27 protein-coding genes, 1 tRNA gene, 1 other RNA gene and 2 pseudogenes are annotated in these 24,798 nt (G+C 69.9%); 7 read left to right on the top strand and 24 right to left on the bottom strand.

Annotation, left to right across the window (positions count from 1 at the left end; translation table 11 throughout):
* Positions 1-3: 3 nt before the first annotated feature.
* From ABR571_RS03790 to ABR571_RS03775, 4 genes and pseudogenes are all read right to left on the bottom strand, one after another.
* The gene (locus ABR571_RS03790) at positions 4-852 is read right to left on the bottom strand and encodes a choice-of-anchor P family protein (RefSeq protein WP_409451856.1); all 849 of its coding nucleotides are present in this window, start codon (positions 850-852) and stop codon (positions 4-6) included.
* Positions 853-1,140: 288 nt separating this feature from the next.
* On the bottom strand, positions 1,141-1,563 hold the full coding sequence (locus tag ABR571_RS03785) for a hypothetical protein (RefSeq protein WP_409451855.1): 423 nt from the start codon (positions 1,561-1,563) through the stop codon (positions 1,141-1,143).
* A pseudogene (locus ABR571_RS03780) lies at positions 1,497-1,772 on the bottom strand (hypothetical protein); the annotation flags it as partial. The pseudogene ABR571_RS03780 and the gene ABR571_RS03785, both read right to left, overlap by 67 nt.
* 99 nt (positions 1,773-1,871) lie before the next feature.
* Positions 1,872-2,435, bottom strand: coding sequence for a hypothetical protein (locus tag ABR571_RS03775; RefSeq protein ID WP_409451854.1), 564 nt, complete (start codon positions 2,433-2,435; stop codon positions 1,872-1,874).
* Positions 2,436-2,501: 66 nt separating this feature from the next.
* Here ABR571_RS03775 and ABR571_RS03770 point away from each other — a divergent pair, with 66 nt between their 5' ends.
* Entirely contained in the window at positions 2,502-2,816 is a 315-nt protein-coding gene (locus ABR571_RS03770) for a cupin (RefSeq protein WP_409451853.1), read from the top strand.
* 74 nt (positions 2,817-2,890) lie between these two features.
* Here the strand turns inward: ABR571_RS03770 and rnpB are convergent.
* Positions 2,891-3,309, bottom strand: an RNA gene (gene rnpB, locus ABR571_RS03765) — RNase P RNA component class A.
* A 38-nt stretch (positions 3,310-3,347) separates the two neighbouring features.
* On the opposite strand from rnpB, the gene ABR571_RS03760 reads away from it, so the two are divergent.
* The gene (locus tag ABR571_RS03760) at positions 3,348-3,863 is read left to right on the top strand and encodes a VOC family protein (protein ID WP_409451852.1); all 516 of its coding nucleotides are present in this window, start codon (positions 3,348-3,350) and stop codon (positions 3,861-3,863) included.
* Between the two features lie 42 nt (positions 3,864-3,905).
* Positions 3,906-5,153, top strand: a complete 1,248-nt coding sequence (locus tag ABR571_RS03755; protein WP_409451851.1) for an SLC13 family permease — start codon at positions 3,906-3,908, stop codon at positions 5,151-5,153.
* 10 nt (positions 5,154-5,163) lie between these two features.
* On the opposite strand, the gene ABR571_RS03750 is transcribed toward ABR571_RS03755, so the two are convergent.
* Genes ABR571_RS03750 through ABR571_RS03740 form a run of 3 tightly spaced genes read right to left on the bottom strand, consistent with a single transcriptional unit; the run spans position 5,164 to position 8,154 of the window.
* Positions 5,164-6,264: a bifunctional RNase H/acid phosphatase gene (locus tag ABR571_RS03750; RefSeq protein ID WP_409451850.1), complete on the bottom strand. Its 1,101-nt coding sequence runs from the start codon at positions 6,262-6,264 to the stop codon at positions 5,164-5,166.
* Entirely contained in the window at positions 6,261-6,998 is a 738-nt protein-coding gene (locus tag ABR571_RS03745) for a zinc ribbon domain-containing protein (RefSeq protein ID WP_409451849.1), read from the bottom strand. Before ABR571_RS03745 ends, ABR571_RS03750 begins: the two co-directional genes overlap by 4 nt.
* A gap of 13 nt (positions 6,999-7,011) precedes the next feature.
* Positions 7,012-8,154 carry a Nif3-like dinuclear metal center hexameric protein gene (locus tag ABR571_RS03740; RefSeq protein WP_409451848.1) on the bottom strand — a complete coding sequence of 381 codons (1,143 nt, stop codon included), beginning with the start codon at positions 8,152-8,154 and terminating at the stop codon, positions 7,012-7,014.
* 83 nt (positions 8,155-8,237) lie between these two features.
* Between ABR571_RS03740 and ABR571_RS03735 the strand changes: the two genes are divergently transcribed.
* Positions 8,238-8,633 carry a PLDc N-terminal domain-containing protein gene (locus ABR571_RS03735; protein ID WP_409451847.1) on the top strand — a complete coding sequence of 132 codons (396 nt, stop codon included), beginning with the start codon at positions 8,238-8,240 and terminating at the stop codon, positions 8,631-8,633.
* A 10-nt stretch (positions 8,634-8,643) separates the two neighbouring features.
* On the opposite strand, the gene ABR571_RS03730 is transcribed toward ABR571_RS03735, so the two are convergent.
* Both ABR571_RS03730 and ABR571_RS03725 read right to left on the bottom strand, forming a co-directional pair.
* Entirely contained in the window at positions 8,644-9,573 is a 930-nt protein-coding gene (locus ABR571_RS03730; protein ID WP_409451846.1) for a phosphotransferase family protein, read from the bottom strand.
* A gap of 57 nt (positions 9,574-9,630) precedes the next feature.
* Positions 9,631-10,179 carry a TetR/AcrR family transcriptional regulator gene (locus ABR571_RS03725; protein ID WP_409451873.1) on the bottom strand — a complete coding sequence of 183 codons (549 nt, stop codon included), beginning with the start codon at positions 10,177-10,179 and terminating at the stop codon, positions 9,631-9,633.
* Positions 10,180-10,655: 476 nt separating this feature from the next.
* On the opposite strand from ABR571_RS03725, the gene ABR571_RS03720 reads away from it, so the two are divergent.
* Positions 10,656-10,853 carry a hypothetical protein gene (locus ABR571_RS03720; protein WP_409451845.1) on the top strand — a complete coding sequence of 66 codons (198 nt, stop codon included), beginning with the start codon at positions 10,656-10,658 and terminating at the stop codon, positions 10,851-10,853.
* 717 nt (positions 10,854-11,570) lie between these two features.
* Here ABR571_RS03720 and ABR571_RS03715 read toward each other — a convergent pair.
* From ABR571_RS03715 to ABR571_RS03695, 5 genes are all read right to left on the bottom strand, one after another.
* Positions 11,571-11,909, bottom strand: a complete 339-nt coding sequence (locus ABR571_RS03715; protein WP_409451844.1) for an STAS domain-containing protein — start codon at positions 11,907-11,909, stop codon at positions 11,571-11,573.
* 150 nt (positions 11,910-12,059) lie between these two features.
* Positions 12,060-12,566 carry a hypothetical protein gene (locus ABR571_RS03710; RefSeq protein ID WP_409451843.1) on the bottom strand — a complete coding sequence of 169 codons (507 nt, stop codon included), beginning with the start codon at positions 12,564-12,566 and terminating at the stop codon, positions 12,060-12,062.
* A gap of 628 nt (positions 12,567-13,194) precedes the next feature.
* A complete protein-coding gene (locus ABR571_RS03705) occupies positions 13,195-13,350 on the bottom strand; it encodes a hypothetical protein (protein ID WP_409451842.1) in 156 nt (51 codons plus the stop codon).
* 326 nt (positions 13,351-13,676) lie between these two features.
* Positions 13,677-13,748: transfer RNA gene (locus ABR571_RS03700), tRNA-Val, on the bottom strand.
* Positions 13,749-13,790: 42 nt separating this feature from the next.
* Positions 13,791-15,071: an SURF1 family cytochrome oxidase biogenesis protein gene (locus ABR571_RS03695; RefSeq protein ID WP_409451841.1), complete on the bottom strand. Its 1,281-nt coding sequence runs from the start codon at positions 15,069-15,071 to the stop codon at positions 13,791-13,793.
* 77 nt (positions 15,072-15,148) lie between these two features.
* Here ABR571_RS03695 and ABR571_RS03690 point away from each other — a divergent pair, with 77 nt between their 5' ends.
* On the top strand, positions 15,149-15,781 hold the full coding sequence (locus tag ABR571_RS03690; protein WP_409451840.1) for a class I SAM-dependent methyltransferase: 633 nt from the start codon (positions 15,149-15,151) through the stop codon (positions 15,779-15,781).
* Between the two features lie 16 nt (positions 15,782-15,797).
* Here the strand turns inward: ABR571_RS03690 and ABR571_RS03685 are convergent, their stop codons facing one another.
* The gene (locus ABR571_RS03685) at positions 15,798-16,277 is read right to left on the bottom strand and encodes a peroxiredoxin (protein WP_409451839.1); all 480 of its coding nucleotides are present in this window, start codon (positions 16,275-16,277) and stop codon (positions 15,798-15,800) included.
* Complete coding sequence (locus tag ABR571_RS03680) at positions 16,274-16,702, bottom strand: DUF3052 domain-containing protein (protein ID WP_409451838.1); 429 nt, start codon at positions 16,700-16,702, stop codon at positions 16,274-16,276. The genes ABR571_RS03685 and ABR571_RS03680 overlap by 4 nt, the downstream gene beginning before the upstream one ends.
* 164 nt (positions 16,703-16,866) lie before the next feature.
* Between ABR571_RS03680 and aceE the strand changes: the two genes are divergently transcribed.
* The gene (aceE, locus tag ABR571_RS03675; protein WP_409451837.1) at positions 16,867-19,620 is read left to right on the top strand and encodes a pyruvate dehydrogenase (acetyl-transferring), homodimeric type; all 2,754 of its coding nucleotides are present in this window, start codon (positions 16,867-16,869) and stop codon (positions 19,618-19,620) included.
* A gap of 94 nt (positions 19,621-19,714) precedes the next feature.
* Here the strand turns inward: aceE and ABR571_RS03670 are convergent, their stop codons facing one another.
* From ABR571_RS03670 to ABR571_RS03640, 7 genes and pseudogenes are all read right to left on the bottom strand, one after another.
* The gene (locus ABR571_RS03670; RefSeq protein ID WP_409451836.1) at positions 19,715-20,599 is read right to left on the bottom strand and encodes an ABC transporter substrate-binding protein; all 885 of its coding nucleotides are present in this window, start codon (positions 20,597-20,599) and stop codon (positions 19,715-19,717) included.
* A gap of 9 nt (positions 20,600-20,608) precedes the next feature.
* Positions 20,609-21,337 (bottom strand): endonuclease domain-containing protein, encoded by a 729-nt coding sequence (locus ABR571_RS03665; RefSeq protein ID WP_409451835.1) that lies wholly within the window; start codon positions 21,335-21,337, stop codon positions 20,609-20,611.
* Positions 21,334-21,756, bottom strand: a complete 423-nt coding sequence (locus ABR571_RS03660; RefSeq protein ID WP_409451834.1) for a type IV toxin-antitoxin system AbiEi family antitoxin domain-containing protein — start codon at positions 21,754-21,756, stop codon at positions 21,334-21,336. The genes ABR571_RS03665 and ABR571_RS03660 overlap by 4 nt, the downstream gene beginning before the upstream one ends.
* A 132-nt stretch (positions 21,757-21,888) precedes the next feature.
* Positions 21,889-22,347: an Hsp20/alpha crystallin family protein gene (locus ABR571_RS03655; protein ID WP_409451833.1), complete on the bottom strand. Its 459-nt coding sequence runs from the start codon at positions 22,345-22,347 to the stop codon at positions 21,889-21,891.
* Positions 22,348-22,443: 96 nt separating this feature from the next.
* Positions 22,444-23,397, bottom strand: a complete 954-nt coding sequence (locus ABR571_RS03650; RefSeq protein WP_409451832.1) for an aldo/keto reductase — start codon at positions 23,395-23,397, stop codon at positions 22,444-22,446.
* A 31-nt stretch (positions 23,398-23,428) separates the two neighbouring features.
* Entirely contained in the window at positions 23,429-24,250 is an 822-nt protein-coding gene (locus ABR571_RS03645; protein ID WP_409451831.1) for a cytochrome d ubiquinol oxidase subunit II, read from the bottom strand.
* Positions 24,251-24,258: 8 nt separating this feature from the next.
* A pseudogene (locus ABR571_RS03640) lies at positions 24,259-24,690 on the bottom strand (cytochrome ubiquinol oxidase subunit I); the annotation flags it as partial.
* Positions 24,691-24,798 lie beyond the last annotated feature (108 nt).

Raw genomic sequence — 24,798 nt, 5'->3', positions numbered from 1 at the left:
TGATCACCAGGTCGGAGCCGATCGGCAGTCCGAGGGGTTGCCCGCACCGAGCACGTACAGGTGACTGGCGTTCACGGTGATCACGTGACCGCTGCCCACGAGTTGCTCATTGATCACCAGCTGGAGCGTCCGGGTCACGTCGATCAGAACCGTGTTCGGTGCGGGATTCGCCAGCACGTTGACCAGGATCCCGCCGATCCTCAGATTGACGATCGTGCACGACCCGGTGAGCGTGGTGGTCGTCGCCGCCGCAGTCGACTCGATCGTGGTCGCGGTTAGCGCCCCGCCGAGCAGTGAAGCGCTCTCCACGTCGGCCACCGAGTGCGCCTGTCGCGGGCTCAACGTGCCGTGCGAACTGTCCGCCCCGGTCGCCGGATTGACCTGCACGATCGTCGGGCCGGTCGGGTAGGTCAGCAGTTCGTTCGCGATCACGGCAGACCCGATCATGTACGGCGCGCTGCTGGAACACCGCGTGCCGGTCGGCAACTGGGCCTTGCTCTCGGCGTGGCTCACGATGACGTCCGCCGCGCCGTTCAGCAGTCGGACCCGCAGGCCGTTGAGCCCGATGCCGCTGTTGAACAACCCGCTCTGCGGCTGTGCACCGGCGGCGCCACCGAGCGCCCCACCCGACGCGTCCACCTGCTGCAGCACGTCGACCTCGGCGCTCTGGATACCGAGCAGGTTCACCACCGAGATCACCCGCGGGCTGCTGACGTCCCCGATCGACGAGCCGTTGATCGTCAGACCAGCACCTCGGAGCCGTTCGTCGTGGACGTCGCCGTGCTGCCGGCTGCGCTGCTCTGCGACCGGGCAACGATCGCGTCGGCGTGGACCGACTCCGAGCAGGTTCACACCGATGTCCGCAGTGCTGGCAACGGCCGTATCGGTTGCCTGGGTCGATGTCACCGAATGCGAGTTGCTCGCGTTCAGGACTCCGACCGACACCACCGAACGACAGGGTCAGCAGGGATTGCGTTTCGTTACCAGTGACGTCGGGCGTCGGGCCGATAGGCAGGATGCCGAGCACGTTCGCATAGACGCCGTAGGCCCGCCCGCTCGCGCCGGCGCCCTGATTCGACACGGTGTTGTTCACCGCGTTGGACGTCGCCGACGTCTCGTTGGACGTGGTCGTCGCCGAGTTCACGAGCTGGCCGCCGGTGTTGGACGGGTTGATGCCGACGGTGAACGTCTTCGCCCCCGAGCTCGCCTTCGCCAACGTGCCGATCGTCCACGTGATGGTGGTCGATCCGCGACTCGACTCGACGAGACAACCCCTCCCCCGGCGTCGGCCACGGCCGTTCCGGCCGGGATCGTGTCCTTCAGCACCGTGTTGGTCGCCGCCGCCGATCCGGTGTTCGCGTAGCTGAGCGTGTACGAGAGCTGGCCGTTCACCGGAATCCGGTTCGTGGTGCAGGACGACTTGTTGAGCGTGAGCACCGGCATGTTGACGCAGACCGTGGCGGTCGAAGTCGTTCCGTCGGTCAGCACCGCGAGGTTCACGACCTTGAGTTGCGCGGTGGAGCAGCCCGTCCCGCCGAGCTTGCCGCTGTAGCTCGTCGGCATCTTGGCCGTGTACTGGACGGTCTGCGATTCGCTCGGCGCCAGCAGGCCCGTGGTGCAGCTGAGCGTCCCAGCGGCCAGCGTGCAGTTGCTCGGGAAGCCTGGATCTGCACGCCGGTGGTCGGAGTGTCGGTGAACGTTCCCTGGCCCGGCACCGTGCCGACGTTCGTGACGGTGACGCTGTACGTGACCACGCCGCCCGGGTCGACCGTCGCCGGACTGGCCGCCCTCGTCGAGGTGAAGTCGGGCCCGGCGTTGACGCAGACCGCAGAGGTGGTGCCCGGTGGTGCTGCCGGTCAGCTTCGCCGCGTTCAGAAAACGGAACTGGTCAGTGCTGCACGGCGCCGCGCCCTGGCCGGACGTGTCGCTGAAGCTGCTCGGCATCTTGGCCTTCTAGCTGAACGACTGGGTGCCGCCGGCCGCGATCGACGCGGTCGAGCAGGTGATCGTGCGCGTGGCGGTGTTGTCCGCGCAGCTGCTCGAAGCGACGTGTCGTCGACCACCACGCCGCTCTGGTAGGTGTCGGTGAACGACGTCGCGGCGGCGACCAAGTCGGTGTTCGTCACGGTCACCGTGTAGGTGACCGTCGCCCCGGGCGCCACGCCGTCAGAGGTGGAGTTGTTCGCCTTGCTGATGACGAAGCCCGGCCTGCGCAGGGCCGACGCCCGCGCCAGCCGACACTCGTCGAGCCCGAACTGGCCGACGACGGCGAAGGCACGAGGCAGCAGGTCGTCGAACGCCGCCGAGGTGCCGGGCGCGATCACGTCGAACTCGGCGGTCAAGGGGGCCCAGGCGCTCGGCCGGAACAGCTGCTCGAGCTGCCGGGGCGCGGCCGAGAGCAGGACGAGCGGCAGAGCCGAGCGCGGCGATGTCACCCTCGCAGTATCGCGTCGGCCCGATACTCGCTGGCGGACCCCGGGGGGGCCCGGCAGGCTCGACTCATGAGGTTCCTCGATGCCACCGACTTCACCGCCGAGCGCCCCTGGGGAGCGCTCGACCTGCTGCGGCTCGACGACGCGACCGTTCGCCTGCACTGGACGGACGCGCCCTACGTCTGGCACACGAACGACGGACCGGAGGCCTTCGTGGTGCTCGATGGCGCGGTGGACATGGCCTACCGGACAGCGGACGGCGGCGAGCGGACCGAACGGTTGACCCCGGGCCGCATCTGCATCGTCGACGTCGGCGATGAACACGTGGCCCGGCCGGCGCCGACCGCCCGCATCCTCGTCATCGAGCGAGCCGCCAGCGTGTGAGCGCCCGGCGTGAAGTTGTCCGTGCTGTACCGGGCTATGACGCCGTACAGCACGGACAACCCGCGCGGGCGGGACGGACGAGTCGACATGTAAGCCGGATCCTGTTCCCGGCACTTGCGTGCCGGGCGACGGCCATCCATCTCGGCCTGCCGTTGCCGACAGGCTCTAGCGATCTACCCGCAGGCTCGGGCGGGCCGCCCTCGAACGCCTGCGCGAGCCGGAACGAGTTCCGGCCCTTCTTGATCTTGCTCCGGGTGGGGTTTACCTAGCCGCTCCGGTCACCCGGAACGCTGGTGGTCTCTTACACCGCCGTTTCACCCTTACCGGCGGCCGGCCGAAGCCGGTCACCGGCGGTCTGTTTTCTGTGGCACTGTCCCGCGGGTCACCCCGGGTTGCCGTTAGCAACCACCCTGCCCTGTGGAGTCCGGACTTTCCTCGGCGCGACAGCCCTTCCGAAGAGTTGCCATCGCGACGCGGCCGTCCAGTCGGCTCGTCCGCCGCGCTCAGATCCTACGCGGCTAGGCTCGATCCATGCCTCAGCCCACCGGAGACGAACTGGCCGCGGTCCGAGACCGCCGCGAGAAACTGCGCGAGAAGTACCTGACCGACCGCGCGGCGCGGCCCGCCTCCACCGCCCGCGGCATCCATCACGCCGCCTTCGTCTGCAAGGACGTCGAGGAGACGGTCCGGTTCTACCAGGGGTTCCTCGGTTTCCCACTCGTCGAGCTGGTCGAGAACCGTGACTATGCCGGATCGAGCCACTTCTTCTTCGATCTGGGCAACCGGACCCTCCTCGGCTTCTTCGACTTCCCGGGCCACCCGCACGAGCAGTACTCCGAAACGATCGGCGCGCTGCAGCACATGGCGATCTCCGTGGACGCCGAGCAGTTCGCCGCCGCCAAGGCGAAGCTCGACGAAGCCGGTGTCGAGTACCTCGGCCCCGACCGCGGCGCGGACGACAGCCTCTACTTCCGCGACCCGAACGGGATGGGTCTCGAGCTGTACTGCGAAGAGCTGGGCCGCTTCGAAGGAACCGAACTTCTCTAGCCGCCGCCGCGCCGCCGACGTGTCGCACCGACACCCCACCACGTGACCGGAGCCCCCGCCGAGGTGGTCGCGGTCGCCCTGCTCGCCGCCAGCCTGGTGTTCGCCGTCCTGCGCCCGCGCGGGTTGACCGAGGCCGTCGTTGCCGTCCCGGCGGCCGGACTGGCCGTCGCCATGGGCGTCGTCCCGTTCCACGACGCGCTCCGGACGCTGCGCCAGATCGGTCCGACGGTCGGCTTCCTCGCCGCGATCCTGGTGTTCGCCCACCTCTGCGCCGAGGCCGGCGTGTTCGACTATCTGGGCGCCCGGGCCGCGGTCGCCAGCGGCGGCGACCCCCGGCGGCTGCTCGCCCTCGTCGTCGGGCTGGCCGCCGCGGTCACCGCCACTCTCACCCTCGACTCGACAGTCGTCCTGTTGACCCCTGTCGTGCTGGCCACGACCGGTCGGCTCCGCCTGGCCAGCCGGCCGTTCTCCTACGCATCGGCCCGGCTGGCCAACAGCGGTTCCCTGTTGCTACCGGTCTCGAACCTGACGAACTTGCTGGCCTTCCGGGAGTCGGGACTGTCGTTCGGACGGTTCACCGCACTCATGGCCCTGCCCTGGGTGCTCGTGTGCTGCGCCGAGTGGTTCGCCCTTCGCACGTTCTTCCGCTCCGACCTCCGGGGGGAGGCGCGCGGGACGGCCGGCCCGCCCCCGCGGGCGCCGCGGTACGCGTTGGCGGTCCTGGCCGTCACTGTCGGGTTGTTCGTCCTCGCCTCGTCGGCGCACGTCGCGCCCGCCTGGGCGGCGCTGGCCGGGTGCGCCGCGTTGCTCGTCCCCCGGCTGCGGCGGCGCGACGTCCGGGCCACCCGTCTCGTCGGCGAAGCCGGTCCGGGATTCTGCGCCTTCGTCCTCGCGCTGGCCGTCGTCGTCGACGGCGTCACCCGGCACGGACTGGGCTCCGCGCTGCGCCACGTCATCCCGTCCGGCACGTCGTTCCTCGCGCTGCTCGGCCTCGCCGCCTTGGCCGGCCTGCTGGCCAACCTGCTCAACAACCTGCCCGCGACGCTCGCGCTCGTGCCGATCGTCGGCGCCTCGCCGGTCGCGGTCCTCGCCGTCCTGGTGGGCGTGAATATCGGCCCGAACGCGACCTATCCCGGTTCGCTCGCGACCCTGCTCTGGCGGCGGCAACTGCCGGTCGGGGACAAACCTCGGGCGGCGGAGTTCCACCTGCTCGGAGTGCTGACGGTGCCGGTCCTGGTCGTGCTCGCCGTGGTCGCGCTGTGGGCAGCTGTGCAGGTCGTCGGAGTGTGAGGCCTCGGCCTCAGCGCAAGTGGCTCGTGTCGTTGACCAACTGCACCGATGAGTTGCCGTCGGCGTAGTAGTCGATGATCGACACGGACGCGGTGTCGAGGTGCAGCCGGAACATGGCCGCGGGAGGCGCGTCCAGTGTCAGCCGGACGAGCGTCTTGATCGGGGTCACGTGAGTGACGACCACGACCGTGGACTGGGGGTGCGCGGCCACCACCCTGTCGCGGCCGCGCCGCACCCGCCGCGCCACATCGGCGAACGCCTCGCCCCCGGGGGGCGCGACGCCGGGCGAGGCCAGCCATGCGTCGAGTTCGGCCGGATCCTGCGCGCGCGCCTCGGCGAACGTCAGCCCTTCCCACTTGCCGAAGTCGGTCTCGACCAGATCGTCGACGGTTTCCATTGTCAGGCCGAGGGACCCGGCGATGGCCCCGGCCGTCTCGACGGTGCGCCGTAACGGCGAACTGACCACCGCGGCGACCTCGCCGTAGGGCCTGGCGGCCAACGCGGCCGCCTGCTGCCGGCCCACGTCGTTGAGGGGCAATTCGTTGCGCCCGGAGAAGCGCCGCTCGGCCGAATGTGCGGTGGAACCGTGCCGGACGAGGACGAGCCGGGTGGCCCGAGCGGTCGGTCGCGTCCAGGTTCGGGTCATCGGGGCACCGGCGACAGCTCCGGGTGGCGCCGCCGGACCCGGCGGCACCACGGTGCCGGCGGCCCGGTCCATCGCCTCGTTGGCCAGCCGGTCGGCGTGTGCGTTCTGCGCGCGCGGAATCCACTCGAAGGTGACGTCGTCGAACTGGGCGACCAACTCGGCGGCAGTGCGAGCCAGTTCGCGAAGCGCCGGATGCTTGATCTTCCAGGCCCCGTTCATCTGCTCGACCACGAGCTTGGAATCCATCCGTACCGCGACCCGGCGCACGCCCAGTTCCTGCGCGGCGGCGAGTCCGGCGAGCAGTCCCCGGTACTCGGCGACGTTGTTGGTCGCGATGCCGATCGGCTCACCCCGCTCGGTCAGGACGGCCCGGCTCGCAGCCTCCAGGACGACCGCGCCGTAGCCGGCCGGACCCGGGTTGCCGCGCGAACCGCCGTCGGCCTCGACGACGACCGCGTCCGTCACAGACCGGACTCCGCCGTGCGGACCAGGATCGCCCGACAGTTGTCGCAGCGCATGACCGCGTCCGGGTCGGCGCTGCGCACGGCGGACAGCTCGCTGCCCGACAGCTCGATGTGGCAGGCCTCGCACCGGCGCTGGCGCAGCAGCGCCGCTCCGGTGCCGCCGTGCGCGCGAGCCTTCTCGTACAGGGCCAGCAGATCGCCCGGCAGGTCGGCCGCGAGCGCCTCGCGCTGCGGCGTACGGGCGGCGATGGCCGCATCGATCTCGGCCCAGGTGGCGTCGCGCACCGCTTCCAGCTTCTGCTGCTCGGCGGTAACCGCCTCGTGCTTCCGGGTCGCGTCGGTGAGTGCCGTCTCGGCCTCCTCGGCCCGCTCCATCACGTCGAGCAGCTCGTCCTCGAGCGTCGACTGCCGGCGCTCCAGGGTGGCGATCTCGTGCTGCAGGCTCTCCAGCTCGCGCGAGGGCAGGCCGCCGGCCTGCAGTCGCGCCTCGTCGCGGGAGCTACGGGCCCGGACGGTGTCGACGTCGCTCTCGAGTCGCTTCTGCTCGGCGGCGATGTCGCTGAGCCGGGTCTGGGCGTCGACGACCTCGTTCTGCAGCTCGGCGGCCTGGTGCGCGTGCGCGGCGATGGCCCCCAGCTCGGGCAGCGTGCGGCGGCGGTGCGCCAGCTGGGACAAGGCGGTGTCGAGCGCCTGCAGGTCGAGCAGGCGCAGCTGGGTGGCGGTGTCGGCGTTCACGTGCTGATTCGGCTCACTTCGGGGGTGACGGGACGTGCAACGTCCACGGATCGGTGACCTGGCGGGAGACTCGAACATCCACCGTAGTGCCGAACCGTTCGCGCAGTGCAGCGGCGACCGTGTCCAGCCAGGGGGCCTCGGTCGCCCAGTGCGCGGCGTCGACGAGCGCCATCGCGCCCTCGCCGAGTTCGGTGACCGCCTCGACGGCCGGGTGGTGCTTGAGATCGGCGGTGAGGAAGGCGTCCGCGCCGGCTCTGCGCGCGTCCTCGACGTGGGAAGCGCCGGACCCACCACAGACGGCGACCGTGTGAATCGGTCGGTCGGGATCGCCGGCCGCGCGCACGCCCCACTCGGTGCGGGGCAGCGCCGCGGCCGCCGTTGCGACGAACTCCCGTAAGGGCACGGTCGCGCGCAGCTCGCCCACGCGGCCGGTCCCGCGGCGGCCCGGTATCGCCGCCATGTGCAGCAGGTCGAACGCCGGCTCCTCGTAGGGGTGCACCGACCGCAGAGCCGCCACCACCTCGGCGCGGACCCGTCGGGGCACGACCATCTCGATCCGCGTCTCGGCCACCCGCTCGATCTCGCCGGCCCGGCCGATCGTCGGGTTGGCACCGTCGAGCGGTCGGAAGGTCCCGGTTCCGTCCGTCGTCCACGCGCAGCGGTCGTAGTCCCCCAGGCGGCCCGCACCTGCCGCGTCCAGCGCGTCGACAAGGCGTTCGGCATCAGCGTGCGGCGCGAACACGACGAGCTTGTCGAGCGCTTCCTCGTCCTGGGCATCCAGCGGGCGGACGTCGGCGAGCCCGAGCAGTTCGGCCAGCGCGTCCGAGACGCCCGGACGCGCGACGTCGGCGTTGGTGTGAGCGACGTAGTGCGCGACATGGTTGCGGATCATGCGGTGGACGAGCCCACCCTTGGGATCGTCGGCGGGCACGCCGTGCACCCCGGTCAGCAACAGGGGATGGTGGGTGATCAGCAGCTGGGCGCCGACGTCGATCGCCTCGCTGACGGTCGCCGGTACGGGGTCGACCGCGAGCAGCACGCGCTCGACCGGTTCGGCGGGGTCGCCACACACCAGGCCGACCGCGTCCCACGACTCGGCCCAGCGCGGATCGAACCATCCCTCGAGGACGGTGACGAGCTCGCCGAGACCGGGCACGATGGCGAACCTACCGGTAGCGAGCGGCGCACAGACCGCGCGCGTAACCTGACGGCGTCACTCCAATCCCCTGGGGGAAGCCGATGTTGTTGTTCGACGGCGGACTGGCGCTGGTCGCGTTCGCGGTCTGGGTCTTCTGCATCATCGACGTGATCACGACCCCGCCGGACGCGTGCCGCAACCTGCCCAAGCTGGTCTGGCTGCTGATCGTCGTCGTACTCGTCGACGTCGGCTCCATAGCCTGGCTCGTCGCCGGACGGTCGTGGGTGCCTAAGGCCGCCGTGCTGCAGGGCGCGGCCCGCGGCAGCGGCCACCCGTCCGCGTACGGCCGGCCGCAACGGAGCCGGCCGACGAACCCCGACGACGACGAGGAGTTTCTGGCCGGCCTGCGAGCCCGGGCGGAGGAGCAGCGCCGCCGTGCCCGCGAGGAAGGCCGCGGCGAGGCGACGGGCGACCCGGACGACGGTCCCGCTGTTTGACCGAGCGGCGCTAGGCGCGGCTGAGCAGCGCGCGCACCTGCTTGTCGTTCCACGCGAGGTCAGCCCATCGGTGCGTGGACGCGTTGTACGCGAGATGGTCGAGCCCGATGAACAGCTGGTAGGCCAGCAGGCGCCGGCTGAGGTCTGGCGTCGGCGTTCCTTGCCGGGCCCAGTGATCGCGCAGCGCGCCCTCGATGTCGATGGCCGCCCACTGCGGGTGCCAGGGCCACCAGTACACCAGCCAGGCCGCTTCGAACAGCGCGTCGCCGTACATCGCGTTGCCCCAGTCCAGCACGGCGGTGATCCGGTTGCCGGCGACCAGCACGTTGTGGTTGAGCAGGTCCCCGTGGATCAGCTGCCGATGGTTGGGCAGGCCGCCCACGAGCTCGGCCAGCTTGGCGTAGCCGAGGGTGAACGATTCCGTTCCGACGGATGACCGCTCGAGCTCCTGGCGCCAGTTGCCGATGCGCGGCCGGTCGTCGTTGATGGCCAAGAGTGCCGCGGGCCAGCTCGAATGCGAGCCCCGTCCGTCCGACGACCACCCGCCGTAACCGGTCGTCCCGGCGAGGTCCACGCCGCGGATGGCATCGAGCAGAGCGAACAGGCGGGGCAGCACCGCGCGCATCTGCGGTCCGTCCAAGGCGTCCAGGAATTCACCGCGCGCTCGCTCGGACACCGCGAAGTACCCCCACCGCGTGTCGCCGATCTCGACGACGCGCGGCACGCGCAGATCGACAAAGCCGGCGTCGCCCATGCGGGCGTCCTTCGCGAAGTCCTCCCGATGCGCGCCGAGGCGGATGACGAGTTCGCGGCGGTCGACGCGGAACGAGTAGGCCTGCGACCACTGGCCGGCCCCCAGCAGGACGGGTGTCGACGCGCGTTCGCCGTAGCGGTCGCCCACCAAGCGCGCCACGTCATCGGCCGAAGGCTGCGCGATCAACTCCTCACCCCCATCCCCGGACCGGACCGGGTGACGGGTGGAGCTTAGGACCGATGCCTACCCGCGCAGCAAGGCCCGCGCCGCGTCCGGGACGCCGGCAACCGAGCCGTGGCCGATCAGGGTCAGCTGCAGGATGTAGCCGGGCACGATCGCCAACAGCAGCCCGGCGAGCGCGTCCGCGGGCACGCCGGCCGACTGATCAGTGACCGCTCGGCGGGCAACAGCGCCGGCGAGATCGGTCCGCATTTGCGCGAGGAGGACGGCGAATCGTTCGGCGATGGCTGGGTTGCGAACCGCCTCGGCCCACACCATCAATGCGATCGAACCGAGGTCGTCGCGCTCGTTATTCTCGCTGATGAGCTCCAGCACGGTCGCGAGTGTCTCGCCGAGCGTCCCGCCGCCCGGGTTGCTGACCAGTGAGCGGATCAGGGCGCTCACCTCGCTCATGTTCTCATCGGCGATGGCGAGGATGACCTCGTCCTTGCTCGGGAAGTAGCGGTACACCGCACCGGCTGACAGCCCGGATTCGGCGAAGAGGTCTTGCATGGACGTCTCATGGAAGCCGTTGCGGGCGAAGCACCGCCTGGCGGCATCGAAGGCGCGCAGTGCGAAGGAGCTGGCGCCCGGCGACCAGAGCGAAGTGGGCCTCCGCTTCCATCTCGTGAAACGGCCAGGAGTCCGCCGGCGTGTGCACGGCCCGTCCCCTCACCTGTTCAGTCGACGCCGGTGCGCGGAACCGCGCCTTGCGAAGCGTGCCAACGACCACCCCGAGGACGTGTGACCAGCGCATGGCCCGGTAGTGCGCATCAATCTGCGCGTCCGTGGCAGGCACGCCGACAAGACTGGATCCGTCGCCGTCGGGGCTTACCGTGTATTTCGATGCCCGCCACCCGTCTCGACGAGCGCGGCCAGGTGGTCGAAATCCCGCCGGCCGTCCTCGCATGCGGTTGCCGGTTCGGGTCGGGCGTAGCCGTGATCGGCTACAACCCGCACCCGTCCGGCGCCGGCCGCGCCCCGTTCCTACTGGTGCCGCGAGCACCGCGTCTGGACGGGGGAAGAGCCGCACGCGCAAGCTTGACCGCATGGCACAGGTGGCGTACATCGACATCACGATGACCGAGGCGCACCTGGTGGTCGGCGTTTCCTCCGCTGTCACGCTGTGCGGCCGGGTGGCGCTGCTGCACGGCGACTGGCTGCCTGTCTCGACGAAGAGGTGGCCAAAGCTGCCGTGGTGCCAGCCGTGCCGCGACGCATACCGGGCCACGCCCCCGCTGCGGTAACGATCATGGCTCGAGCGACGCTCTCGGAGTGCGAGGTCCGGTCCGGACTGCCCCCCAGGCCGGACCTCGCCTGATGTGCAATTTCCGCCGCCTTTACGCTGCCTTGACTTTCGTGAAGCGGGCGTGTGATGGTGAGACGAGCGGGGCTTCACTTGGCTTCGCAAGTCGAAGAGCCGGCTCTGCCACCCCCCTATAGGCAGAGCCTGCTCTTCGACACAGCGCGAAGGAGCGGGGACGGTGTTACCCGGCAGCCGCACGCACGAGGACGAAGGTGGCTGGATCTGTCTGCTGGCGCTATTTGTAGCGTCGCTCCTCCACCGAGATACACGGCCGCCACCCACGGTGACGAGCGAACGGCCAGGCCCGGCACTCCATGCTGTCCCGCCGCGTCTCCTTCTCAGGTCAGCCGCGCCCAGCCAGCCGAGATCAAGCCGGCGCCGTCCGACCGTCACACAGTGTGTCCGGTCTCCGGATGCGCGCCCGGCGCCGCGGCCAGGCCACCGATCCCGATAAACCTCTCGTAGCCCGACCCGAAAACGCCGCTGGCCCAGCCGGACCGATTTTGGCTTCGGCGGCGGTTGCGCTCTCGAGGATTTGGAGGATCGTGAGGGCTGCTCGACGCGTCGCCCTATCCCCCTGGGGCGGCGGCCGGCTCCCGCGTTCCAGGCTGAGAAGCCAGCTTCGGGAGCAGGTCCGGACGCCCGCCGGGCCACGCTTCTAACTTGGTTCGCGTCGCCCCCTCAGCCCCAGAACCTCGGCCAGACCCGCGAGCTCGATGACTCGTGCGCAGCGCGCGCCGACGTTCACCAGGCGAAACCTCGCTCGTTGCTCGCCCGCCAGCCTCGATATCGCGATCAGGAAGCTTAAGCCGCTGCAGTCGATGAAGGTGACGGCGCCCAGGTCAACAGTGACGCTGCGGCAGTCTCGCCTGCCGATCTCCACCTCGACGATTGGGCGCATCTCTGAGACGAGGTCTAGGTCGATCTCGCCGGCAAGTCTGAGGATGATCGCGTCGCCGTCGGTGTCGAGGTGGGCGCCGCGAGCGTCTCGCTCCACGGTTTGAACGCTGACACAACCGGTCACCCACGCCGAGGGCCCAAGGTCCCGATACTGCTCGATGCGAACAGCGCCAGCTAGGCAGATTTCATCGAGAGCCCCGGCTGAAGGGATTCAGCCGGGGCAGCGTTCAGTTTGCTTACGTCCGGATCAGGTGCAGGTAATCCACATCTTGTCGAAGCTGACGACGGGTTGGTCGCTGACGGCATTCCAGGCCATGTGTGCGACCTCGTGCCCTATCTCGGTGTGCACGACCCCATCGGGGCCGGTCGCGCTGAGCCGGAAGCTGTCGGTGAAGGTGTTGTTCTGGTTCTGCTTGTTGATGTTGATGTTGCCCCAGATGGTGATGTGGCCGCTGTAGCTCAGACCGCTTTTAAGGACGGCTTGCGCGGTACCTGTCTCGGTGAAGGTGCCCCACACCTCGTCGCCGCCGGGGAAGAACGTGACGTGTTGGACGGCGTTGCCGGTGATCGTCACGGCGATGGTCTCGCCGGTGCAGAAGTCGGTGTCACCGGGCTCCAGCCAGGTTCCGTGCTGGGTGTCGGTCTGAGTGACGGTGTGACCGGTGCCTCCCGCTGCGGCCAGTGCGCTCGACATGGGGAGCGCGATGACGGCCGCGACCGCGACCGGTAGCGTCCAAAGCAGTCTCTTGTGCATTGCTGTGATTCCCTCCGGATAGAGCCGCCGTGCAAAATGCGCGGCGGCCGGCGTCCAGAACCACCACGGTGCCGAAACGCTGCCGCTAGCGTGAAGGCGCGCCCGGCCTAGCGCCAGGGACCAAGGTCCACAACGATGGACACACAACAGGCGTATCTTCCGCACACCAGGCGGAAACGACGCGACGAAGGTAACCGGACGCGCGCGTCTAAGCGCGACGCCGCTGCCCGGGCCAGACGAATCCGACGGGGGCAGCGGGTAGCGCCGTTTCACCAGCGGCCGGGGTACACCTCGATCCGCTTCTCGTCGATGTAGTCGAGCATCCATGCCCTCTCACGGATCCAGTCAGCGAACCGGCGCAGACCTTCGGCGTCCAATGTCGTCTGGTCGTTCGTCCTCGAAGAGACTCAGCTCGAGCATCACGGCGTGCTGCCTTCCCTTTTCGTCCGTGTGCTGGATCAGGCGAGAGGCGACCGGCGCCAGTGTGTAGGTCCGCTCATCGAGTCGCGGAACTCGAGCAGAGGCAGCAGCCTGTCGCTGCTCTGGTGGAACGCATAAAGCTCGCCATCGTGAGGGTCACCGTTTCCGTGGTCCTCACACCAGCGAACACCGTTCGGGCACAGAGCAGTCATCGTCCGACCTCGATCCGCCCGAGGAGCAACTGCAGCGCGTGGGACAGCTCGAGCGCCTTGCGGGGGGTGAACCTGAGACTCAGGTTCGGCCCCTCTTTGTGGTCGGCCCAGATCGAGATGCAGGCCTCGGTTTCGTAGCCGTTCTGCCGCACGTCGACGTTGATGTAATCCGGACCGGGACGTACTCGCCGCGCGTCTCGTCGTAGTAACTCTCGGCGACCGGGTCGTGGCGCAGCAACTCGACCCGCAACTGTCCGCTGTAGCAGTTCTGGTCGCAGCGGTGGAGGTCGTTTACGTGTCCATCCTGATATCCACGGCTGGCACTGCACGGGCGGGAGCGTTCGCCGGTAGGTTGTTGCGGTCATGCTGGCCTCCAGGGCCTCGCGTAACGCCGCCGAATCGCACGGGGATCGCACGCGCATCTCTCGCGTCATGCGATCTGCCGCTTAATCCCTTTGTTTGTCGGGATTCTGATCGGTGGGCGTTACTGGGATCGAACCAGTGACCGCTCGGGTGTAAACCGAGTGCTCTCCCGCTGAGCTAAACGCCCGTCGTTCTGACGGCGTCGATCAGGCTACCGGTCGGTGTGCGGTTACTTCCCCTCGTCGGCGTCGTCGGGGACCGGCTCGACGTCGATGGGTGCCGCGAGCGCCGGGGGCCGCGGGCCGGCCGCCGCGTCCTCCTTCGGCATCACGACGGCCAGCTCGCCGTCGGCCAGCGCGAGCTGCCAGAGGTAGTCGTTGTAGCTGCCGTGGTAGCTGTCGGGGCTGCGGTGCGGACCGGTCGGAGCCGAGTTGGGCGGCCCGTCGGGAACGCCGCCGATGCGTGGCCGCGCGACCGGCGCAGGTGCCTCGCGCTCGGCCACGGTGGGAGTGCTCGGGCCCAGCGTCCGGCCGTACCGGTCGGCGAGCCGCGACGCGCGCTGCCAGCGCTGGGGCGTCACCGCACCTCGTTCGGCGACTGCCGCACCACGGCGGGCCTCGAGAGCGGCAGCGGGCGACGAGCCGGCGTCCGGATCGTCGCCGGCCGTGAGGGCGGGGCGCCCTCCCCCGCCGGACGGCAGCTCGAGCTCGCGGGTGCCGGGGTCGATCCCGAGGAACTGCCGCTGCGCCTCGCGCGCCTCGGCCCGCGCGAACAGGAACGGCGCGGCCAGGGCGAGCAGCATGAACGCGTACCACTGGACGACGTAGGAGAGCAGCTGCAGTTCACCGGCCCCGCCGGTCGGGTTGGACAGGCTCGGCCGCGGCACGGCCTCCAGCCCGGACGTCCCCGGCTGGCCGGCCGCGAGGGTCAGGTACGCGTCGAACATCGGCTGCGCCAGTTGCCGGCTCTGCTGCCCCGGGTTGACGGAGGTGATCTCGCCGCGCGGGAGCCGGCCCAACTGGTCGTCGGCCGTCTGCGCCGGCCGCAGCCACCCGGTGACCTCGACCGGCCCGGTCGGGGCGGGCGTCACTGACTTCGGCCGCATTCCCGACGGCGTGGCGGCCACGAAACCGCGGGCCACGAGCAGCGTGCCCGCCGCCGTCCGCAGCGGGGTGAGCGCGTAGAACCCCTGCCGGCCGCCCTGCGACTGGTCGTCCACGTACAGCTCCTTGCGCGTCAGGTAGGTCCCCGACACCCGGACCGTCCGGTAGCGGAAGGTCGAGCCGCCGGCTGCCCCGCCCTGACCGACCAACGGCACCAGGGCCGTTGCCAGCGGCCTCACCGCGGCATGGGCATTCGTGCGCAGCGCGCCGTTGTCGTGCCGCTTCTGCTGGAGGCGGTGTATCTCGAAGGTGCCCAGGCCGGCGCAGACCACTGCGATGAGCGCCATGAAGCCGGCCAGCGCGCGGTAGCGCCGCTCTCGCAGCGGCCAGAGCGCTCCGCGAAACACCTGGTCACTCTACGCGCGCGGGCGCTTGCTCCTCTTCGTCGAAGCGCCCCGGCGCCGTAGGCTGTCGCGATGTCGAAGTGGTCCTGCCGCAGCACGGCGGCCCGTTGATGGACGCCGCTGGATGGGACGAGCGGTACCGCGCGGCCGACACCGTGTGGGGCGTGGCGCCCAACCGCTGGGTCGAGCAGGAGACCGGTCCTCTGCCGCCGGGCGTCGCCCTCGACCTGGCCTGCGGCGAGGGCCGAAACGCGATCTGGCTGGCTGGCCGAGGGTGGCGCGTTCACGCCGTGGATTTCTCGCCCGTCGCTGTCGAGAAGGGCGCTGAGCTCGAACGCCGCACGCTGGGTGAGTCGCGCATCGAGTGGGTCGAGGCCGACGCGACCAGCTACAACTCACCGGAACCGGTTGACCTCGCGGTGCTGTGTTACCTGCAGTTGCCCGCCGCCGAGCGCCGCGCCGCGGTCCGCCAGGCGGCGAGCGCCCTGGCCTCCGGCGGCGTGCTCCTCGTGATCGGCCACGACTCGCGCAATCTGACTGACGGCACGGGCGGCCCGCAGGACCCGGCCGTTCTGTTCACCGCGGCCGACGTGGCCACCGACCTGGCCGGTGCCGGCGTGACGATCGAGCGGGCCGACGAGGTGCTGCGTCCGGTCGAGGGCGCCGACCGGCCCGCGATCGACGCGCTGCTGCGCGCCGTCAAAGTGCCCTGAGTCGGAACGCCCTGAGTCAGAGTGCCTTGATCGCGGCGACCCAGGCGGCGGGGTCGCGTCCGTCGCCGGGGTTGTTCATTTCGGCGAACCGGACGATGCCGCTCCTGTCCACGAGGAACGTGCCGCGGTTGGCGAACCCGGTGGTCTCGTTGAAGACTCCGTAGGCCTGGGCCACGCCGCCGTGCGGCCAGAAGTCGGAAAGCAACGGGAAGTCGTAGCCCTCCTTCTCGCTGAAGATCTTGTGCGAGTACGGCGAGTCCACGCTGATGGTGACGACCTGGACGTCGTCGTTCTGGAAGGTCGGCAGGTCGTCGCGTACGCGGCACAGTTCGCCGGTGCAGATGCCGGTGAAGGCGAGCGGGTAGAAGACGATCAGCACCGCCTTCTCGCCGCGGAAGAACGAGAGGGTGAACTCCTCATTGTTCTGATCGCGCAGCGTGAAGTCCGGCGCCTCGTCCCCCACTGCGACGAGGTGCTCGGTCTGGGTCTCGGTCACCGCTTGCCTCCGGATGACTTACGGCCGACGAGCCGCGCCGCGGCCCACTCGTGTCCGATGGTGGCGATCGACGTCTGCGACAGGCCGGCGATCGACGCCGCTTCGGCGATGTCCGACGGCTCGACGTAGTTGTCGCGGCCGCGCTTGGGGGTCAACAGCCAGATGTAGCCGTCGTCGGCCAGCGGCGAGATCGAGTCCACGAGCACGTCGGTGAGATCACCGTCGCCGTCGCGGTACCAGAGCAGAACCACGTCGACCACCTCGTCGGTGTCCTCGTCGACCATGTCGTCGCCGATGCGCTCGGCGATCTCGTCGCGCAGGTCCTCGTCGACGTCGTCGTCGTAACCGGACTCCATGACGATCATGCCGGGCTTGAGGCCCAAGCGCTCGGCGATCCCCGTGTCTGACGGGGGGGTCGGGCTCACGACCGCGTCCTCCTCGGTAGGCGTGCTCGGTTTCGCGGGTAATCCTGCAGTACCGCGAAGTAACTCTCTAGCCGACCCTAGTGGCTGGCAAGGGTGTTCACTGGACGATGGAGCCATACGCCACAAGCGTTCAGTAGTGCGTTTCAGTTGTGAGGGAGTACCGCGTGACCCGGGACCGGTTCAGCATCATCACCGATGGTCTACCCAGCCAGCTGCCGGATATAGACCGGGAAGAGACCCGCGAGTGGCTGGAGTCGCTCGACGCCGCCATCGACTCCGACGGGCGGCAGCGGGCCCGGTTCCTGATGCTGAAGCTGCTCGAACGGGCGCGGGAACGGCAGGTCGGCGTGCCGGCGCTGCGCAGCACCGACTACATCAACTCGATCCCACCCGAGCGCGAGCCCTGGTTCCCGGGCGACGAGGACATCGAGCGCCGCATCCGGGCCTACATCCGGTGGAACGCGGCCATCATGGTGTCGCGCGCCAACAAGACGGTCGGCGTGGGTGGCCACATCGCCACCTACGCGTCGGCCGCCTCGCTGTACGAGGTCGGCTTCAACCACTTCTTCCGCGGCAAGGACCTCGCCTCGGGTACGGGCGACCAGGTCTACTTCCAGGGGCACGCGGCGCCGGGCATCTACGCCCGGGCTTTTCTCGAGGGCCGGCTCACCGACGAGCACCTCGACGGCTTTCGGCAGGAGGTCTCCCGAGCGCCGCACGGCCTGTCGTCCTATCCGCACCCCCGGCTGATGCCCGAGTTCTGGGAGTTCCCCACCGTGTCGATGGGGCTCGGCCCGATCGGCGCGATCTACCAGGCGCGGTTCAACCGGTACCTCAGCGCCCGCGGGCTGGCCGACACGTCCAACTCCCACGTCTGGGCGTTCCTCGGCGACGGCGAGATGGACGAGGTCGAGTCACTCGGCGCGATCGGCGTGGCGGCCCGCGAGGAACTCGACAACCTGACTTTCGGCATCAACTGCAACCTGCAGCGACTCGACGGTCCGGTGCGCGGCAACGGCAAGATCATCCAGGAGCTGGAGTCGTACTTCCGCGGCGCCGGCTGGAACGTGATCAAGGTCGTCTGGGGACGGGACTGGGACCGGCTGCTGGCCCGCGACGCCGACGGCGTCCTCGTCAATCAGATGAACCAGACGCCCGACGGCCAGTACCAGACCTACACGGTCGAGAGCGGCGCCTACATTCGCGAGCACTTCTTCGGCGGCGACCCGCGGCTGCGCAAGATGGTCGAGGACCTGTCCGACGACGACCTGCGCAAGCTGTCGCGCGGCGGGCACGACTACCGCAAGGTGTACGCGGCGTTCGAGGCGGCGCGGGCGCACACCGGCCAGCCGACGGTCATCCTGGCCAAGACCGTCAAGGGCTGGACGCTCGAGTCCTTCGAGGGCCGCAACGCCACGCACCAGATGAAGAAGCTGACCACCGCCGACCTCAAGGCCTTCCGCGACCGCCTCTACCTGCCGATCACGGACAAGGAGCTCGAGGCCGACCTGCCGCCGTACTACCACCCGGGCGAGAAGTCCGACGAGATCCAGTACATGAAGGAGCGCCGGGCCGCGCTCGGCGGCGCGTTGCCCAAGCGCGTCGTACGGGCCAAGCCGCTGACCCAGCCCGGCGACAAGGCCTATGCCGAGTTCCGCGGCGGATCGGGCAAGCAGCAGGTCGCGACCACCATGGCCACGGTCCGCCTCTTCAAGGACCTGATGAAGGACAAGGAGATCGGCGCGCGGTTCGTCCCGATCATCCCGGACGAGGCGCGGACGTTCGGCCTCGACGCGATCTTCCCGACGGCCAAGATCTACTCGCCGCACGGGCAGGAGTACGACGCCGTCGACCGGGACATGCTGCTGTCCTACAAGGAGTCGACGAAGGGCCAGATCCTGCACGAGGGGATCTCCGAGGCGGGTTCGATGGCCTCGTTGATCGCGGCCGGGTCGGCGTACGCGACCCACGCGACCCCGATGATCCCGTTCTACATCTTCTACTCGATGTTCGGTTTCCAGCGCACGGGTGATCAGTTCTGGCAGCTGGCCGACCAGCTCGGCCGCGGCTTCGTCCTTGGCGCGACGGCCGGGCGGACGACGCTGACCGGCGAGGGTTTGCAGCACGCCGACGGCCACTCACCGCTGCTGGCCTCGTCCAACCCGGCGTGCGTCGCGTACGACCCGGCATTCGCCTTCGAGGTCGCGCACATCGTTCGCGCCGGCCTCGCCCGGATGTACGGCATCGGCGCCTTCGACGGCGCCGAGGTCTCCGACCGCGACGTCTTCTACTACCTGACGATCTACAACGAGCCGCTCATCCAGCCGAAGGAACCGGACAACCTCGATGTCGACGCGCTGATGAAGGGGATGTACCGCTACTCCCCCGCACTCGACGGGACGGGCCGGCCGCGGTGCCAGGTGCTGGCCTCCGGCGTCGGCATGCCGTGGGCGCTGGACGCGCAACGGATTCTCGGCGAGGAATGGGGCGTGGACGCCGACGTCTGGTCGGTGACCTCGTGGAACGAGCTGCGCCGCGATGCCGTCGAGTGCGAGCAGCACTCGCTGATGCATCCCGGCGAGGAGCCGCCGGTGCCGTTCGTGACCTCGCAGCTGGCCGACGCCCAGGGGCCGGTTGTCGCGGTGTCGGACTACATGCGCGCGGTTCCCGACCAGATCTCGCGGTGGGTACCGAACGACTACACCTCGTTGGGGACGGACGGGTTCGGCTTCGCCGACACGCGCGGCGCGGCGCGGCGGTTCTTCCACATCGACGCGGAGTCGATCGTGGTCGCCGTCCTCGAACAGCTGGCCCGGCGCGGTGAGATCAAGCCCGAGGTGCCGCGCGAGGCGTTCGACCGCTATCAGCTGAACGATGTGCGGGCCGCCGGCCACGGAACGATCGGCGGCGACTCCTAGGTTCGCCCGGCCGTCCGCTTCCCGCCTGGTGTGGTTGATTTCCACCCCGATTTGCAACCACACGGGGTGGGAAGGCGCTGCGTGGGAAGCGCGGTCAGGCCACGCGCGCGATGCGTCCCGCAGGGGGCGCCGGCACGACGTCGGGATGCAGGATCGCGGCGATCGCCTCGACACCGTCGACCAACCGCGGGCCGGGACGGACGACGATCCCGTCCGCGTCGATGGCCCACACCGGCAGGCCGGGCAGCGCCGCGACGACCGCCTCGGCGTGCGCCACTGCGCCGCCCAGATGGAAGCCGCACGGCGACACGATCGCCACGTCGGGCTGCGCGGCCGCGATCTCATCCCACGTCGTCGCCACCGACATCGCACGCGGTCGGGCGGCGACCGGCCGGCCGCCGGCCGCCGTCACGAGATCGGGCACCCAGTGGCCGGCCGTGAACGGCGGGTCGACCCACTCGACGATCACCACGTTCGGAGCCGGCCGGCCCTGGACGGCGGCGGAGACGGCGGCCAGGCGCTCCCGCGCCCGGGCGACCACCGTCTCGGCCCGGTCGCGGACGCCGGCTCGTTCGCCGACGGCGAGGAAGGTTGCGAGCACGTCGTCGAGCGAGTGCGGGTCGAGGGACACCACGTCCGCCCCGCAGCCGAGGTAGTCCAGCGCGTCTTCGACCCGGTCGGTGGGCAGCGCGCACACCCGGCAGAGGTCCTGGGTGAGGATCAGCTCAGGGGCGAGGCCGGCCAGGGCTTCCGCGTGCAGTGTGTACAGGTCCTCGCCGGATGCCAGTTGCGCGCGCACGTAGGCGTCGATCGCGTCCGGCGCCATGTCGGAGGTGTCGCGACCACCGACGACCACCGTCTTCTCGACGCGGGCGGTGGGCGGCTCGTCGCACTCGAACGTCACGCCGACCAGGTCGTCGCCCAGACCCAGCGCGTAGACGATCTCGGTGGCCGAGGGCAACATCGACACGATTCTCACGCGGCGACGCTACCGCTCGACGCGTGCGCTTCGCGCCTGCCGTGGTTGATTCTCGCGCTGAATCTCAACCACATCAGGCGGGAGGCGCAGAGTCGCGAGGAGCCGCCGGCGCGTCTCGGGCCAGCGACGCACCACGTCCTCCCACAGCAAGCGCTCGACGCGGTAGCCGAGCGCACGCAGCCGCGTCTCACGCCGCTTCTCCGCCCACAGCTCGTCGCCCGAGTACTTCTCCCGCCCGTCAGCCTCGATGATCAATCGATGGCCGGGCAGCAGCATGTCGACGCGGTAGGACGTGCCCGGGATCCACACGTGCCGCGCCGGCTGCGGCAGGCCCGCGTCGTGCAGTCGCAGCCGCACCAGCGATTCCAGCGGCGATTCCGAGAGTGGCGACGCGAGGGCCAGCACCGATCTCGCGCGCCGAATGCCGGGCCAGCCACGTGCCGTGGCGAGCGCGGCGTCGAGCGCGGACGTCTCTACCAGCTGCTCGTGCAGCGCCGCATCGCCGGCCATCACCCCGTCGACGCGGTCATGTCGGGCCAGGTCAACCACGGTGCGGGCAACGGATGTCACCGGCACCCCGAACCAGGTGGTGACGTCGTCGTCGCGCAATCCGGCCAGCCGAACCGTCGTGGTCCCTCGGTGCCCCAGCCCGACCGGCTCGCGCGACGTCAGGACCGGCAATGGCGGCACTGCGAAGGTCGGCAACCCGTGCAGTACCGCCGCGCTGCGGCCGCTCACGACATGGTCCGGGCGTAAGAGCGCCGGCGCCGCAGCAGCCAGGGCGTGCGGAGGCGAGCGGTCAGCAGCGGGCTCGCGCGTGGCTCGGCGACCGCCAGCGGCGCAACCACACCTCGTGCCGGCGCGATCCAGCGGCCCCGGCGAATCGCGGTCCGGATCGGTTGCCGCGCCACGTCGAGCGCGACCAGCTGCGCCGCCGTGAGGACGAAGCCTTGGCGGGCGGCCGTTGCGACGACGGTGTCGCCCTCGCCGGCCCGCTCACGCCACCAGGCCGTCCAGTGCCGAGCCGTCCAGTGCCGCGCCGTCCAGTGCCGAGCCGCCCCCTGCTCGGCCGCGCCGGACGACAGCGTGCCACTGCGAGGAGTGGCGTCGACCAGCACGTGGTCGAGGTACAGGTCGGAATCGCGCAGGCCACCCATGCCCCGATGGTCGCGACGGAACCGGGGGAAACGGGTTGTCCACAGGCGACGATCCACCTTCCCGCCTGGTGTGGTTGCTTTGGGACGAGATTTCCAACCACATCAGGCGGGAAGCGAACCAGGCAGACCGGATCAGGCGGAGATTTCCGCCTGCTGATTGCGGGTCTCTACCGACGTGCTGGTGTCGTCGACCGATACCGAGACCCGGCGCGGCTTGGCCTTCTCGGCGACCGGCAGGGTCACCGTGAGCACGCCGTTCGCGTACGTCGCGCTGATCTTTTCGGCGTCGATGCCGTCACCGAGCGCGAGCTGACGCATGTAGGCGCCGGTGAACCGCTCGCTCGAGATCCACTGCACGTCGTCCTCGGTGCGCTCGCTGCGCGCGGCCTTGATCGTCAGCGTGTTGTTCTCGACGCCGATGTCCACCGACCCGGGGTCGACGCCCGGCAGATCGGCGTGCAAAACGTAGTGGTCACCGGACCGGTACAGGTCCATCGGCATGAAGCGGGGTGCCCGAGCGGAGCCCGATGGCACGCCCAGGAACTGCTCGGTCAGCCTGTCAACGTCACGGAAGGGGTCGAAGCGAAGCACGGCTCTCACCTCCTCGCACACCGCCCGCCGCCTTGACGGGCGACATCAACCGTGCACTTGATGTTTTAGCACTCTCACACCGCGAGTGCCAAGTCCCTAATAGCGCCCGCCGACGACAATTTCAGCGAGCGGATCGAGCTGGGCGTAGTCGTCCTCAGTGAGTTGCACGTCCACTGCCGCGACGTTCTGCTCGAGCCACTTGACGCGCTTCGTGCCGGGGATCGGCACGACAGAAACGCCGAGCCGGGCGGCCTGTCCGTGCACCCAGGCGAGCGCCACCTGGGCGGCGGCCACCCCCTTCGCCGCGGCGACGGCGGCCACCGCGTCGGCGATGCGCCGATTCGCCGCACCCGCGTCGCCGGCGAAGCGCGGATTGCCGGCCCGGAAGTCCTTGTCGCCGAAGGTGGACGGGTCGACGGTCCCGGTGAGGAAGCCGCGGCCCAGCGGCGAGAACGGGACGAGGCCGATGCCCAGCTCGCGCAGCGCCTCGAGCACGGTCGTCTCCGGATCGCGCGTCCACAGCGAGTACTCGCTCTGCACGGCAGCGATCGGGTGCACCGCGGAGGCCCGACGCAGCAGCGCGTCGTCGACCTCGGACAGGCCCAGATGCAGGACCTTGCCTTCCTGTACGAGCTCGGCCATCGCGCCGACCGTCTCCTCGATCTCGGCGTCCTGCGGCGGCCGGTGCAGGTAGTACAGATCGATGTGATCGACGCCGAGCCGCAGCAGCGAGTCCTCGCAGGCCGCATGCACGTACGAGCGCTTGCCGTGCACCTGCCGCTGATCCGATGCGACGTCACGGTCGATGCCGAACTTCGTCGCAAGCTGGACCTCGTCGCGGCGGCCGACCAGCGCGCGTCCGACGAGGACCTCATTGTGCCCGGCGCCGTACACGTTCGCTGTGTCGAGGAGCGTCACGCCCAGGTCGATCGCGCGATTGATCGTCGCGATCGACTCGTCCCAATCGGTCGGTCCGTAACTCTGACTCATGCCCATGCAGCCGAGGCCCTGTGCCGAGACCGTCAACCCGCCAAGTGTCGCTGTCCGCATGTCCTCACCCTAGGAGGCGGGCGCACGCCGCTTATTCCAACCGGGCGCGCTGTTGCAGCACGAACAGCAGCGCGATCGAGGGCACGACGAGCAGGGCAGCCAGTCCGGTGACGACGGCCAACGCGCCCGGGGTCGCCGTCCGTGCGGCCGCGGCGCCGATGCTCAGATGCGTCCCGAGCAGGTAGGGGTACTGGGCCACGCCCCAGCCGAGGACGATGGCGCCGACGGCCACGACCGCGAGAACGCGCACGACCCGTGGCGCGCCGCGCCGCAGGAGCACCAGAGCCGCCGACCCGCTCAGGACGGAGACGACGACGAGCGGCACCGCCGCGTGCAGCAAGTGCGTCCATAGCCGGTGCGCGTCCGAGTGCAGAACGAAGAGTCCGGCGAGCGACAGTGCGCCGGACGTTACCGCCGCGCTGACGGCCCGTCGGCGGGCCCAGTCCACCAGGTCGTCCTCGCCACGGACCCGCGCGTCCTCGCTGAGGAAGGCCGCCGCGAGGTACGCGCACACGGTCACTGCGATTGCTCCGCCGAGCAGCGAGGTCGGATTGAGGCAGCTCCGCACCGCGTCGCCGTTCCCGGCCGTCGGAACCCGCCCGGAGGCGACGCCACCGGCGACGGTGCCGAAGAAGAACGGCGTGGTGATGGACGAGACGGCGAACGCGGCACCGTTGACGCGGGTGTCGGGTGAGCGCTCCAGCACCTTGGCGAACGCGAAGCCCGCTCCGCGCAGGACGATGCCGAGCTGCGCATCGTGATTCCGCCCGGCTGGTTCATCCAGGAGTTCGCCGCCACGACGGACAACGTCGCGACCGCGTCGCGGGTGAGCACGAGCCCCACGACCGTCCACGGCTGGCGGCCGACCTCGGTCACCACCCAGCCTCATTCCAGCGAGATGACCGCGAAGACGCCGCTGATCGCCGTCGCGCGCAGGAACCACCGGTTCGTCGGCACCTCGCGGCGGCGCCACCACGCGATCGCGAACCACAGCGCCAGACCGAGCAGCGCGAAGGCCGTGCCGACCATCAGGTCGAACGACAGGTGGACGATGTCGACCTGCCGCTCGGTCGGGCGAACCTGCGGCGGTATCGCGTCCAGCCCGGCGATGCGGGTGCTCGGACGGAACCCGGACAGCAGCGAGGCCCCGTGATCGCTGTGAAGGCGACACCGAAGGGCACCAGGATGATGTGGAAGCCCAGCGTTAACGCCATCTGTTCGCGGGCCGGAAGCAGCTGCGAAGGCTCGGCGAGGACCGCACGGGCTGCCGCGGCGATGATCACCATGGTTCATCATGACGCGGGCACACCGGACGCGGACGGCCGGGGCGGCAGGGCGTGATCAGCGCAATTCCAGGACCAGGAGCTGTCCGTCGCCGGTGATCGTCAGCGCTTCGCCGGT

Origin of the sequence: Jatrophihabitans sp. (assembly GCF_046262535.1) — a bacterium.
Lineage (GTDB): Bacteria > Actinomycetota > Actinomycetes > Mycobacteriales > Jatrophihabitantaceae > Jatrophihabitans.
Note: the sequence above shows the minus strand (reverse complement) of the source record. Positions and strands in the feature narration are given on the sequence as shown.